The organism is Streptomyces sp. Go-475 (assembly GCF_003330845.1).
Lineage (GTDB): Bacteria > Actinomycetota > Actinomycetes > Streptomycetales > Streptomycetaceae > Streptomyces.
The window spans coordinates 4407914-4421338 of sequence record NZ_CP026121.1 but is presented as its reverse complement, the minus strand read 5'-3'; the positions used below and the strand labels follow the sequence as shown (position 1 = coordinate 4421338).

Below are 13425 nucleotides of genomic sequence, written 5' to 3'. Positions count from 1 at the left end.
CTGGGCGCCCGGCGCCGACCCCGGCGTGCTGGCCGCCCGGCGCCGCCCCCGGCCTCCCGGACCGACCCCGGCCTTCCGGACGCCACGCGCTGACCCCCGGCCCGCCGCCCGTCCTACGCCGGTTCCCAGAGGCCGGGGCCGCGTGCCGACACCCGGTCCGCGATGTGCCGCAGCAGTTCCTCGGCGGGCAGCGCGTCCGGCCGGCGGCCGTCCCGCAGGCGCGGTGCCACGAGCCCGGCCTCGGCCTCGCGCCCGCCGATCACCGCCTGGTAGGGGACCAGCCGGGCCGCGCGGATCCGGGCCGCGAGGGTGCCCTGCTCGGGCCCGGCGACCTCCGCCCGCAGACCGAGCTCCCGGGCGCGGTCCACGAGGGCGTGGGCGACCCCGGCCTGCTCCTCCCCGACCGGCAGCACGACCAGCTGTACGGGGGACAGCCACGGCGGGAACGCGCCGCCGTGCGCCTCGATGAGGTGGGCGACCGCGCGTTCCACGCTGCCGATGACGCTGCGGTGCACCATCACCGGGCGGTGCTTCGCCCCGTCGGCGCCGATGTAGTGCAGGTCGAAGCGCTCCGGCTGGTGGAAGTCGATCTGGACGGTGGACAGGGTCGCCTCCCGCCCGGCCGGGTCGGTGATCTGCACGTCGATCTTCGGGCCGTAGAAGGCCGCCTCGCCCTCGGCGGCCTCGTAGGGGATGCCCGAGCCGTCCAGGACCTCCCGGAGCAGCGCGGTGGCCCGCCGCCACAGCGCCGGGTCGGCCACGTACTTGCCGCCCTCGCCGGGCAGCGACAGGCGGTGGCGGAACGCGCTGATGCCCAGGTCGGCGTAGGCCCGGCCGATCAGCTCCAGCGCGGCCCGCGCCTCCTCGACGGCCTGCTCCAGGGTGCAGAAGATGTGCGCGTCGTTGAGGGTGATGGCCCGCACCCGGGTCAGTCCGCCGAGCACGCCGGACAGCTCCGAGCGGTACATGCCGCCCAGCTCCGCCATGCGCAGGGGGAGTTCGCGGTAGCTGCGGGAACGGGAGCGGTAGATCAGGGCGTGGTGGGGGCAGAGGCTGGGGCGCAGCAGGACCTGTTCGGAGCCCAGCTCCATCGGCGGGAACATGTCGTCGCCGTAGTGGTCCCAGTGGCCGGAGATCTCGTACAGCTCGCGTTTGCCGAGGACGGGCGAGTACACGTGCCGGTAGCCGGCCCGCCGCTCCGCCTCCCGGATGTACTCCTCCAGGGTGTGCCGCACGAGCGCGCCGTCGGGCAGCCAGTACGGCAGCCCCGCGCCCATCAGCGGGTCGGTGTCGAACAGGTCGAGTTCACGGCCGAGTCGGCGGTGGTCGTGCATGGTGGCTCCTCCGGGTCTGGGACGAGCTCCCCCGGCTCTCGGCTCCGCTCGAGCCGGGTGGTACCCCCACCACGACGAAGCCCCGGGGCACTCGCCCCGGGGCTTCGGACACTCAGGTCAGCTGTCAGCGCGCCGGGACACTCTCCGGCGTCGTCGTGCAGGACGGGAACGGCTGGGCGCGCTTCATGGGTGGGACCGTAGCAGGGGAAGCGGGGCCGGGGCGACGGGTTTTCGCCCCCGCGCGGCGGCGTCGGTGTCGGGGCGAGGGACCTTCCGTCCCCGCGCGGCGGCGTCGGTGTCAGGGTGAGGCGCCGTCCGTCCCCGCGCGGCGGCGTCGGCGCCGCGGGGACGGATTTTCCGTCCCGGTGCGGTCGCCGTGGCGTCGCCGCGCCGGGGCCTCACCCGGACGGCCCGTCGCGCTGGTGGCCGGGCGGTCGTGGTGGTGCCGTAAGAGCAGTACCCGATCTTGGCCCGCCCGCCCCCACCGGGCCCGCCCCACCAGGAGGCACCCCGATGTCCCACCCGCCGGCCGCCGCCCGTGTCCTCCTGGCCTCCGCGCTGTCCCTGACCGCCCTGCTGGCCGCGGCCGGCTGCTCCGTCGAGGACGAGCCGCGACCGCGCTGGTTCTCCGCCTCGGCCTCCGCCGCCTCGCCCGCCGTCGAGCAGCCCGCCGGGCCGGGCGCCGCCCTCACCGAGGCGCAGGCCCGGGCGGCGCTGATCACCGAGGCGGATCTGGGGGAACCGTGGGGGCCGACGCGGGGCGCCCGGACCTGGCGGGACGGGCTGCTGAAGGCGACCACGGAGGACGGGCAGTGCCAGCGGCTGCTCGACGCCCTGTACACGGAGGAGCTGTTCGGCGTCCCGCAGGGCCCGCACGCGACCTCGGCGTTCGACGACGCCGAGACCGACGCCCAGGTGCGCTACCAGGTCGCCGCGCACCCGCCGGCGGACGTGGACCGCACCCTGGAGTGGCTGAAGTCGCTGCCGGGCAGGTGCGGCCAGTTCACGGCCGCGACGACCCGCGGCGGGGTCCAGGGCGTGGAGGTCAGCGACCTGCCGCTGCCGCCGCTGGGGGACGCCCGCCAGGCCCTGCGGGTGACGCTGGCCGGCGAGACGGAGGAGGGGGAGCTGACGTACCTGACCATGGACCTCGCCGCCGTGCGCGTCGGCGAGGAGGCCATCGTCCTCACCCACGGCGGTCTCGACGAGGTGTACGCGGAGGTCACCCAGCAGGCCGTGGAACTCGGGACACAGCGGCTCGTGGAGATCGGCAGACAGGGGCGGGCACAGATCTGACGTGCCCCGGCCCTTCGTCAGTCCCGGTCGAAGCTCCTGCGGTGGGCGATCACGTCGCGCGCCACGTCCAGCGCCGTACGCCCGCGCGCGAAGGCGTCGCCCCGCAGCCGCGCCAGGGCGTCGTCGGCGCCGACGCCGAGCTGCGCCATGATCATGCCGACGGCCTGGTAGACCTCGTGGTGGTCCGCGGCCAGACCGCTCAGCCACGGCTCCCCGCCCTGCGCCTCGGCGTCGGCCTCGCGGGGCAGCGCCATCAGGGCCACCGTCATGACACCGGCCACGAGCAGCGCCACGTGCAACTGGCGGTCGGTGAGACCGCCCGGGCGGTCACGGTAGAGGTCGAGCGTCCCCACGCACACCGCGTCGCTGCCCAGCGGCACCGCGTACACCGCCCGTACCCCGGCCGCCGTGGCCTGCTGGGCGAAGACGGGCCAGCGTCCGGCGTCCCGGCCCCCGGTCAGGTCGCAGGCCAGCACGGGCTCCCCCGCCTCCATTGCGCTCTGGCAGGGGCCGTCGCCCAGGGTCGCCTGGATCTCCGCCAGGTGCGCGGCGTGCGCGCTGCTCGCGCTCAGCCGTACGGGCATGCCGTCGCTGCGCAGCGACACGCTGGCGCCGGTCACCGGCAGCAGTTCGACCGCCACCTCGCACAGCCGCCCCGGCACCTCTGCCGGCCCGGCCCCGCGCACGCCCCGGGCGATCGCGTCGGCGGCCCGGGCCCCGTCCAGGTCCAGGTCACCGCCCCCGGCGCGGCGGGGACCGGCGTCACCGCCGGGGTCGCCGCCAAAGGCGCCTCCGGGATCGTCCCTGGGGCGCACGACCACCGCCTCCTCTGATCATCGCGGCCTGCACGCTTGACGGTCGTCCGGGGCGGGCTCCTTCGGCCGGGGGCGGCGACGGACCGGCACGACAGCCCCGCGGACGACCGCGCCGGTGGACGACCGCGCCCGTGGACGACCGTGCCCGTTGACGACCGGTGCCGCGGACGACCGGTGCCGCGAGGAACCGGGCCCGGTCCCGGCTTCCCGGCTCCCGGCGCCGACTCCGCACGCTCCGCGCCAGGTGCCCGCCCCGACCGTGCTCCGAGCCCTCCCGGAGGCCTCCCGGAATCGTGCCCCGACTACCCGAGGCGGGTCGGGCGAAACCCCGGCGCGCGGCCGTCGCGGCGGGGTCCGCCGTCAGCGCTTCTCGTACGGGTTGTCCGGCTGCGCCACCTGCCGCACGGACGTGGCGTCGACGACCGGCGGCCAGGCGGCGTCCGAGCCCAGCGCGCCCTCGGGACGCCAGGTGCCGGTGACCGTGACCCAGGTGTCGACGGGCGGGGCGTCGGCGCCGCGCACCTCGGCCCTGGCGGTCGACGCGTCGGCGGCGCAGCAGGAGACGAGGAGGCGCGTGACGTACCAGGTGCCGTCGCCGTCCTGGGTGACGAAGCCGGTGAGCCGGATCGTGCGCCCGTCGAGGGAGCGGCCGCTGTCGTAGACCGCCCGGGAGCCGAACTCCCCGAGGCTGAGGTCGACCGGGTCCCCGGCGGGCAGCGCCGGGAAGGTGCCGACGCCCTGGGCCGCCCGCTGGTCCGCCTCGCGCTGCGCGCTGTAGGAGCCCAGGGCGGGCGGCGGGAAGAGCAGCAGGGCCAGGGCGGGGAGGGTGAGCAGCCAGGCGACCCGGGGGCCGGCGGGGCCGTGCTCATGGCCGTCGCCGCCCGGGTCATGGCCGTCCCCGCCCGGGTCATGGCCGTCCCCGCCCGGGTCATGGCCGTCGCCGCCCTGGTCGCGGCCGTCGCCGCCCTGGTCATGGCCGTCGTCCCCCTGGACGTCGTCGTGGCCGTCCCGCTCCCACGCCGCTCGCGCCAGGACCGCCGCCACGACCCCCAGCAGCACCAGCACCACCCCCGACACCACGAGATACGGCCGCAACCCCGCCTGCACATACCGCAGGTACAGCTCGCTGAAGGCCGACACCCGCAGGACCGCCGCCCCGACGAGCGTGAGCAGCACGGCCGGTCCGTAGCGCCTCACAGCAGCCACCACCCCACCAGGACGCTGCTGCCCACCGCCACCACCCAGGTCGCGGCCGAGAACCGCACCGCGAAGGCCCGGCCGAACGTGCCCGTCTGGAGCGCGATCAGCTTCAGGTCCACCATCGGCCCGACCACCATGAACGCCAGCCGCGCGGTCGGCGAGAAGCCGCTCAGCGACGCCGCCACGAACGCGTCGGCCTCGCTGCACACGCACAGCACGACCGCCAGCAGGGCGAGCAGCAGCACCGACAGCCAGGCCGATCCGGTGAACACCTCCAGCAGCGACCGCGGCACGACGATGGCGAAGGTCGCCGCGGCCGCCGCGCCGACGACCAGGAAGCCGCCGGCGTGCAGGAAGTCGTGCTGGAGCCCGGCGACGAAGGCGCGCGGCCCGCCGCCCGGCGCGTGCGCGCCGCTCCGCTTCGGCGGCCGCAGCCACTCCTCCCGCCCGAACCGCGCCCACAGCCAGCCCATCACCACGGCCGTGGCGAGCGAGGCGGCCAGCCGGCCGAGGACCATCTCTGGCTGCCCGGGGAAGGCGACCGAGGTCGCCACCAGGACGACGGGGTTGATGGCGGGCGCCGACAGCAGGAAGGCGAGCGCGGCGGCCGGGGCGACACCCCGCCGCATCAGGCTGCCCGCCACCGGCACGGACGCGCACTCGCAGCCGGGCAGCACCACGCCCGCCGCTCCCGCGACCGGCACGGCGAGCACCTCGCGGCGGGGCAGCAACCGGGTGAGGACCCGCTCGGGCACGAATGCCCCGATCGCCGCCGACACGACCGTGCCCAGCAGCAGGAAGGGCACGCCCTGGACGGCGATCGCGGTGAACACCGTCCACCAGGCCGCGACGGGCGGGGTGTACAGGTCGAGCGCGACCATCGGCCCGAGCACCGACACCACCGTCACGACGGCGATCAGCGCGGCGCCCCCGAGGACGGCGTACACCAGGGCGCGCAGGCCCAGCCGTATGCCGTCGGCCACCGTCCGTTGGTTCTCCACGCGCCCCGCCCTGGTCGTTCACATCCCCGCAGGAGGCTAACCCGCACGGCTGTGCGCCGCCCTTGCTTCCTCACAGAGGAGGCTGTGCGGGCGCGGGCCCGAGGGTGGTGGTGCCGGGGGCCGTACGGTGCCCCAGGCCCGTCCGGTAGGCGTCCATGGCCGCCTCCACCCGCCCGGTGCGCCGCAGCAGGTCGCCCAGCAGCCGGCACAGGTCGGCCAGGTCCCCGGCCGCGCCCGCCCGCTCCAGCAGGCTCAGGGCACGGACGTAGTGCTCCTCGGCGTCCTCGGTGCGGCGGGCGTCCTCGGCGATGATGCCGAGCAGCCGGTGCGCGGCGGCGGAGTGGACGGCTCCGCGCTCGGGGGACAGGTGCCCGAGGACGTCGTGCAGCAGGGCCGCGGCCTCGTCGGACCTGCCGCGCCGGTGCAGCACGTCGGCCAGCTCCACGGCGACCTGGCTGCTGTACAGGGCGGCGCGCTTGTCCGACAGCATCCCGAGGGCCTGGCGCAACTCCTCCTCGGCGCGCTCCAGTTGCCCGTCCTGGGCGTAGACGTAGCCGCGCATCCAGTGGCAGTTGGCGAGTTCGGTGCGCAGGTGCAGGCCCCGGTACAGCTCGGCCGCCTTGGCCAGCGAGGCGTCGGCCTCGGCGAGGCGGCCCTCGGCGACCAGGGTCCGGGCGACGGACCGGTGCATCCGGGCGACCAGGGCGGGGTCGCCGGACTGCGGGGCGAGCGCGAGGGCGAACTCGGCCGCCTGGGCGGCGCGGGCGTGCGCGCCCATGTCCATGTACGGGCCGATGGCGCTGGCGTAGAGCAGCAGCAGGGCGTCCGGGTCGTGCAGGCCGCCCCGATTCAGCTCGTCGAGCGTGCTCTCCAGCAGGTAGACGGCGTAACGGAGTTCCCCGGCGAGGTAGTGCGCGACGGCCCGGCCGCGCAACGCGGGGACCCGGGCGGGCAGGGGCGCGCCGGCCAGGCAGGCCTCGGCCCGTTCGAAGTACCGGCGGCCCGCCGGCAGTTCGCCCGTCTCCAGGGCGCACTCGCCGAGGCCGAGCAGCGCGGCGGCCTGCTCGGCGGCCAGGCCGTGCGTCTCGGCCTCGCCGAGGAGCCCGGCGTACTGCTCCGCCGCGGCCTCGGCCTCGCCGACGGCGAGGGTGCGCTGTGCCTCGGTCAGCCGCAGCCGCAGCTCGGTGACGAGCCGCGCCGAGTGCCCGCTGGCGAGTTCGTCGAAGGCGACGCCGAGCCGCTCGGCGAGATGCCGCAGGGCGTCGTCGGAGGGGCGCACCCGGCCGGACTCCAGGGTGGAGATGTAGGCGGGGGTGTACACGGGCTCCGCCAACTGCCGCTGGGTCAGGCCGCGTTCGGTACGCAACCGCTGCACCCGGCGGCCGATGGTCCCCGGATCGTCACGTTCCCCCACGCCAACTCCCCCTGCGCCTCTTGCCGTTCGGCCCGGACAGCCCCTAGGTTAAACGGAGTGTTAAGCCGCAGTGTCGGACTCGCTTAATACGCTCCCGTCATAGTCGCCGCCCCTGTTGCGAGGTCGCCGTGCTCGAACGCACACGCACCGCCGAGCGGTACGCCAGAGGCTTCGCCGCCGCCGTGGTCGCCGTCGCGACCCTACTGCTGGCAGCAAACGCGGGACCGGCCCGGGCCACGGCCCCCCAACAGGCCCCCCAGCCGATCACCGACACCCGCTGACCCACCGGGCGCGCCCCGTTCACACCGGAGTCTTACGTCGTGGTTCACCCGTGTGTCAGTGCGGTGCTCTAGCCTGCGCGGGCTGATCACTTCACCTTCGCACCGGGGGTCTCCCACTACCGTGCACAGACGCACTCTCACGGCCGCGACAGCGCTCGCGGTCCTCCTCAGTTCGGTCACGCTCGTCGCGGCCGGCGCCGGACCGGCGGCGGCCGACTCCAGCGCGCTCCTTCCCCTGAAGTCGACCGGGGACATGGTCGTCGACGGGGTCCACCATCGCGTCTTCATCAGCGATCCCACGGCCGGCCAGGTCGTCGTCACCGACTACGCGGGCACGGTCGTCGCCACCGTCGGCGCGCTGCCCGGCGTCCACGGCCTGGAGTTGTCGCCCGACTCCGGCACCCTGTACGCGGCCGTGCCCGACGCCGACGCGGTCGTCGCGATCGACACGGCGACCGCGACCGAGACCCGCCGCTTCGCCACGGGCGCGGCCGCCGGCCCGGAGTACGTGGCCCTGGCCGGCGGCAGGCTGTGGTTCAGCTACGGCGCCTCCGGCGACGGCAACATAGGCTCGCTCGACCCGAACGCCACCGACCCGGCTGTCAGCCTGGGCCAGGACACCAGTCGCACCTTCTACCACGCCCCGATCCTGGACGCCTCCCCGGGCGCCCCGGGCACGCTCGTCGCGGGCGCACCGGGCCAGAGCCCGGTCGAACTCGCCGTGTACGACGTCTCCTCCGGCACGGCGAGCCGTACGGCCTACGCCTTCGACCCGGGCAACACCGGCGGCGGCAACCTCGCCGACCTCGCGGTCACACCGGACGGCAAGGACGTCGTCACGGCCAGCGGCTCCCCGTACTACCAGGCGGTCTACCGGCTCTCGGACCTGGCCGCGGACGGCAAGTACGTCACCAACACGTACCCGAACGCGGTGGACATCGCCCCCGGCGGCGATGTCGCGGCGGGCACCTCCTCCTGGTACGACCCGGACGTGCATGTCTTCGAGCCGGGCGTCTCCACCCCGCTGCGGCAGTACGACTTCCCCAACACCGGCAACAGCAGCGGCTCCGACACCCTCGCCCCCCGGGGCCTCGCCTGGGCGCCGGACGAGAGCAGGCTGTTCGCGGTCTCGCAGAACGACGCCGACGTCTACTCACTGCGCGTCCTCGACGCGCCGACGAAGGCGTCCACGACCCTCACGGTGAACGCGCCCGACACGGCCGACCGCGCCAAGTCCCTCACCCTCACCGGCTCGCTGACCTCCTCGGCCACGTTCCCGGCGGGCACCACGGTCGCCGTCACCCGCACCGACGCCGAGTCCCCCTCCGGCAAGGCCCTCGGCACGGCGGCCGTCGCCGCCGACGGCTCGTACACCGTCACCGACACCCCGCCGGCCGGCGGAAAGGTGACGTACACGGTCACGTACGCGGGCGACGCCGACCACGCGGGCGTCACGGCCTCGGCCTCGACGACCGTGGCCAAGACGGCAACCGCCCTGACGCTGGACAACAACGGCAAGGTCTACGGCTACGGCAGCTCCGTCACGTTCACCGCGCACCTCGGCACGACGTACAAGAACCGCACGGTCGAGATCTGGGCCGACCCGTACGGCTCCGACAAGCCCGGCACGCTGGTGAAGAAGGGCACCGTCGACGCGAACGGCAACCTGTCGGCGGCGGTCCAGCTGACCCGGGACACCAAGGTCAGCGCGAAGTTCACCGGCGACACCCGGTACGCCGCGAAGACGGTCACCAACACGGTCTACACCAGGGTCAGGATCTCGACGTCGCTGAGCGGCTACTACAAGACCGCGACGGCCTGGAACCAGAAGTACTACTACTTCCGCCAGTCCAAGGACCCGGTCCACAACACCACGATGTCCATGTACCCCGGCCGTGAATACCAGTTCCAGGTCCAGCGCTACGCCGACGGCTCCTGGCACACCACGACCTCCGAGTACTTCGCCCTCGACTCCTACGGCAAGGACTCGGTCACCCTGACCGGCACCCCGCCCATCGGCCCCCGCTTCCGCATCCGGGCCTCCTACATCGACCCGACCTCCGGCGACAACGTCAACACGACGACGTACGGCACCTGGAAGTACCTCACCTTCACCCGCTGACAGACCTCCTCGGCAGGCGGCCGGCGGCCCACCCCGGCTGACGTCACTGGTTCGACAGGACCTTGCGCAACGCCTCGTGCAGGCGCTTGCCCAACTCCGCGTCGCCCGGCGGGTCCGCCTCGGCCCGGGGGCCGTACAGGGCGTCCAGTTCGGTGATGAGGGTCTGGGTGACCGCGCCGTACAGGGGCGTGCGCGGGCGGTGGACCGCCTTGCGGAGGGCCGGGAGCAGGATGTCGCGGGAGTAGCTGAGGCCGCCTGCGATCCGGTCGGGCGCCGTGCGTTCGGCGCTCTCGCCCCTGGGGGACGCCGAGGGGCCCTCGGCGTAGGCGTGGGCGTGCCGGCAGGCCGGGGCGATACCGGCCTCCTGGTAGGCGGAGACGCGGGTCGCGGCGAACCCGGCGCGCAGCAGGCAGCGTTCGCTGTCGGGGTCGGTGAGGAACGCGATCAGCTCGGCGGCCTTCGCGGCTCGCCGCTCGGACGTGGCCGCGGTGACGGCCAGGTTCTGGCCGCCGAGCACGGCCTTGCCGGGCAGCCGGGCCACCCCGAGGTCCTCCTTGAAGGTCTCGTACAGGGTCGGGTAGACGTACGGCCAGTGCCGCAGGAACGTCGTACGGCCCTCCGCGAAGGCGCTGAGCGATTCCCCCTCGCGGGACGCGGAGGCCTCCTTGAGGGTGTACGGCGACACCGTGCGCTCGCGGAGTTCGGTCACGCCGGCCGTCACCTGCTCCTCGTCGGCGGTGTACTCACCGTCCTCGTCAGTGAGTTCGAAGCCCGGTACGGCCGAGGCGAACGCCTCGATCGCGTTGACGGTCCGGCCCTCGTAGGCGGCGAGCTGGGTGGTCCAGTCCGCCTGGGTGCCGACGCCGTTCACGGCGTCGAACATGCGCCGCAGCTCGTCCCAGGTCATCTCGTCGTCGCCGAGGTCGGTCCGGGAGACACCGGCCTCGCGCAGATGGTCCTTGCGGTAGTACAGCAGGCCCGCGTCGCTGTTGAAGGGGACCGCGTACCGCTTGCCGTCCCAGTACGACGTGCTGTTCACGGAGGGGATGATGTCGTCGGGCGCCCTGACGGCCGCGTCGGTCAGCGGCCGGATCAGGCCCGCGGCGGCGAACTCCGGTACCCAGGTGACGTCCAGGTTCACCACGTCGTAGTCGGCGCTGCCGGACTGGAGGGCGCCGAGCAGCTGGCTGCGCTGCTGGTCGGCGGAGCCGGGCAGTTCCACCAGCCGGGCCTCGTAACCCTGCGCCTTCTCCCCGGCGTTCCAGGCGTCGATGAGCTGCTGCCGTATGCCGTTCTTGCCGGTGACGTCCTGGCCGCTGGCCACCACGATCGGGCGCCGGTCGTCGGCGGCCGTCGGCTCTTCCCGCACGTCACCGCCGGTGCAGGCGGCCAGTGACAGCAAGGAAAGCAGCGCCAGCGCGGCCGCCGGCAGGCGTCGGGCCATCATTCCTCCCCCATTCCGGTGCGGGCGACCTCGTCGCGCAGCGCGGGCACGAGGTCGTCCCCGGCGTCCAGGCAGCGGCCCTGGGCGGCCTCCGCGACGCGTGTGCCGGGGCGGTCCCGGTCGCAGCCCCCGCTGTTCAGCGTCACCATCACCACGGGCACCCCCGAGGTGCGGGCCCGCTCCTCCACCTCGCGGAGGCGGTCGCCGGCCAGGCGCTCGTCGTCCTCGCCGTCGGTGAGGTACACGATCAGCTGCGGCCGCTCGTCGGAGGCACCGCGTTCCCGCATGAACGCCAGCGCGTCCAGCAGGGCGGCGTGCGGATCGGCTTCCGCGTCCCGCACCTCGGCGCCGCCCTTGCCGGTCTTGAGGGCGTTCTCGCCCCGCGCGCGGGGGTGCGTGCCGAAGTCCAGCAGTTCGGTGTGCGTGCGGCCGTTGAGGCCGTGCACCGCCCAGATCCCGTACTCGTCGCCCCGGCCGAGCCCCGTCAGCGTCTGCCTGAGGATGCCGGGGCCGCCGCTGGGGCCGTCCCACAGGCCGGCCATCGAGCCGGAGCTGTCGAGGAGGTACAGCACCCGGCCGGGTCCGTGGGCGTTGCCGTACGACTCCAGTGTCCTGTCCAGCCGGGTCGCGTCGGCGGAGTCCGCCGGCGGGACGGAAGCGGTCAGCCCGTGCTCGGCCGCCTTGCCGCCGAGCAGGCCGCGTTCGCCCGTCGCGGACCTGAACCCGTGCTCGCCGAGCACCTTCCGGCCGTCCTCGCCCGTCAGCCAGTCGCGGAACCGGTCCACCTCGTCGTCCCGCGCCTGCGCGTCCTTGTCACCGCCCTCCCAGCGCACCCGCACGAACGTCGGTTCCAGTCCGGGTACGTCGTCGGGGTAGGCGGCGGTGCGCTCGGCGCGCGTCACCGAGTGGCAGCCGACACCGCTCCTGAGCAGGAACTCCGGGACCAGGACCGCGCTGCGGCCGTCCGCGGCGTCGTCCTCGGGCAGCGTGCACAGCAGCCTGACCGCCGAGGACTCGGGCCGTCCGGCCCGGTCGATGAGCTGCTCGGCGCGGCGCACATCGGCCCCGTCGCCGTACAGCCCCACCGTCGCCAGCAGCGCCGAGTCGGCGAACTCGGGGTCGGGCCTGCGCACTTCGGCCTTGGGGTCGGCCTGCTCGAGGGCGCTGATCAGCTCCGTCAGCGACCGCCGGGTGGGCGGCAGGTCGGCACCGAGGTCCTCCGGGACGGCCAGCACGACGGGCGAGTACGCGAGCGGCTCGGCGTCCGGCTCCAGCCGGGCGAAGACCCGGCCCACCTGTGCCTCGGTGGCCCGGCCGACGTCCGCGCGGGTGGCGGGGATCCACACGTCCGGCTGGGGGCCGATGTCCCGCTGCGGGTTGAGGTCGTCACGCGGCTGCTGCCACGGGTCGGAATCCTCGCGCAGGGCGGTCACCACGTGGGCGGCGCCCGCGCTGTAGACGGTGATGCCGCTGCGCCGGCACCCCTCGTCGGTGGTGTTGGCCGCCGAGGCGAGGTAGGTGTCCGCCGCCGCCCGCATCGCCGGCTCCAGGTCGGGGTCGGTGAGGAGGCGCAGCTCCGGGGGCGGTTCGCAGGGGCCGGAGTCGCCGGCCAGGACCACGACGCCGTAGCCGCCGGCGCCGGTGGCGAGCAGCGTCAGCAGCACCGACAGGGCGGTACGGCCGACGGCCTTGCGGGGGCGGGCGAACATCTTCCGGAGCCGGGCGAGCCGGCCACCGTCCTCGACCGGCGGGGGAAGGGGCGCCGGGCCCGCCGCCAGCAGCACGTCGTCCTTGTTCCAGGGCGGGGCCAGCGCCTGCGGCCGCTGCGGGTCGTTGTCCTCGGCCTTGTACTTGGCCTCGGCCATCCGCTGCTTCACCGCGTCGTACAGCTGGGAGAGCCACACCTCCCCGCCGCCGTCGAGGACGCGCACCATCTCGCGGGTGAACGGCGTCGCGATGTCGGCGTTCCCGCCCAGGATGCAGCGGTTGGGCTGCACGCTCATCAGCAGCAGGATCTTGTGCTTCTTCCGCTTCGGGTCGTCGAAGCGGTGCCAGATGCCGGCGGCGTTACCCGCGTAGCAGCAGTCGAGGATGACCACCACCTGCTCGGCCTTGCTCTCGGCGAGTTCGCCCAGCACCTGGCTGAAGCTGACCGAGCCGGGCAGGCCCTGGCCCGTGAGCACCCGCGCGGTGCGCAGCTGCAGGTGCAGCTCGTTGCCGGAGGTGGAGGTCACGGCGTGCCCCGCGAAGTAGAGCAGCAGCAGCCCCCGGGCCTCCTCGCAGGCCTGGTGCAGCGCTCCCGTGAACTCGTCCGGGGTGGGCGAGGCCAGGGCCCGCACCTCACCCGCGCCGAACACGTTGCCCCGGTTCAGGGCTTTCTCGAGGCGCGTCCGGTTGCGCCGCACGGCGGGGAGCTGGCCGTTGACGCCCTGGGGATCCGGCACCGTGTGGTCGTACTCGGACACACAGACCAGCAGCGCCCGGTTGGCTCTGCCGCGCGGGTCGAAGCGGCTCACCG

10 protein-coding genes are annotated in these 13425 nt (G+C 74.6%); 3 read left to right on the top strand and 7 right to left on the bottom strand.

The features are described 5' to 3' along the window. Positions 1–113: 113 nt before the first annotated feature. Positions 114–1334 (bottom strand): threonine--tRNA ligase, encoded by a 1221-nt coding sequence (gene thrS, locus C1703_RS20395; protein WP_114254229.1) that lies wholly within the window; start codon positions 1332–1334, stop codon positions 114–116. A 513-nt stretch (positions 1335–1847) separates the two neighbouring features. Here thrS and C1703_RS20390 point away from each other — a divergent pair. Further along, positions 1848–2630 carry a hypothetical protein gene (locus C1703_RS20390; protein ID WP_114254228.1) on the top strand — a complete coding sequence of 261 codons (783 nt, stop codon included), beginning with the start codon at positions 1848–1850 and terminating at the stop codon, positions 2628–2630. 17 nt (positions 2631–2647) lie between these two features. Here C1703_RS20390 and C1703_RS20385 read toward each other — a convergent pair whose 3' ends face one another. The 4 genes from C1703_RS20385 to C1703_RS20370 form a co-directional block, all read right to left on the bottom strand. Continuing rightward, the gene (locus C1703_RS20385) at positions 2648–3451 is read right to left on the bottom strand and encodes a GAF and ANTAR domain-containing protein (protein WP_114254227.1); all 804 of its coding nucleotides are present in this window, start codon (positions 3449–3451) and stop codon (positions 2648–2650) included. A 354-nt stretch (positions 3452–3805) separates the two neighbouring features. Beyond that, positions 3806–4642 carry a TIGR03943 family protein gene (locus C1703_RS20380; RefSeq protein WP_114254226.1) on the bottom strand — a complete coding sequence of 279 codons (837 nt, stop codon included), beginning with the start codon at positions 4640–4642 and terminating at the stop codon, positions 3806–3808. Continuing rightward, positions 4639–5646, bottom strand: coding sequence for a permease (locus C1703_RS20375; RefSeq protein WP_114254225.1), 1008 nt, complete (start codon positions 5644–5646; stop codon positions 4639–4641). The genes C1703_RS20380 and C1703_RS20375 overlap by 4 nt, the downstream gene beginning before the upstream one ends. 70 nt (positions 5647–5716) lie before the next feature. Then, positions 5717–7060: a helix-turn-helix transcriptional regulator gene (locus C1703_RS20370; RefSeq protein WP_114254224.1), complete on the bottom strand. Its 1344-nt coding sequence runs from the start codon at positions 7058–7060 to the stop codon at positions 5717–5719. A 128-nt stretch (positions 7061–7188) separates the two neighbouring features. Here C1703_RS20370 and C1703_RS39310 point away from each other — a divergent pair, with 128 nt between their 5' ends. Both C1703_RS39310 and C1703_RS20365 read left to right on the top strand, forming a co-directional pair. Then, on the top strand, positions 7189–7341 hold the full coding sequence (locus C1703_RS39310; protein WP_198678226.1) for a hypothetical protein: 153 nt from the start codon (positions 7189–7191) through the stop codon (positions 7339–7341). Between the two features lie 121 nt (positions 7342–7462). Then, a complete protein-coding gene (locus C1703_RS20365) occupies positions 7463–9463 on the top strand; it encodes an Ig-like domain-containing protein (RefSeq protein WP_114254223.1) in 2001 nt (666 codons plus the stop codon). Between the two features lie 43 nt (positions 9464–9506). On the opposite strand, the gene C1703_RS20360 is transcribed toward C1703_RS20365, so the two are convergent. Both C1703_RS20360 and C1703_RS20355 read right to left on the bottom strand, forming a co-directional pair. Then, a complete protein-coding gene (locus C1703_RS20360; RefSeq protein WP_114254222.1) occupies positions 9507–10907 on the bottom strand; it encodes an extracellular solute-binding protein in 1401 nt (466 codons plus the stop codon). Then, complete coding sequence (locus tag C1703_RS20355) at positions 10907–13423, bottom strand: substrate-binding domain-containing protein (protein WP_114254221.1); 2517 nt, start codon at positions 13421–13423, stop codon at positions 10907–10909. The genes C1703_RS20360 and C1703_RS20355 overlap by 1 nt, the downstream gene beginning before the upstream one ends. Positions 13424–13425 lie beyond the last annotated feature (2 nt).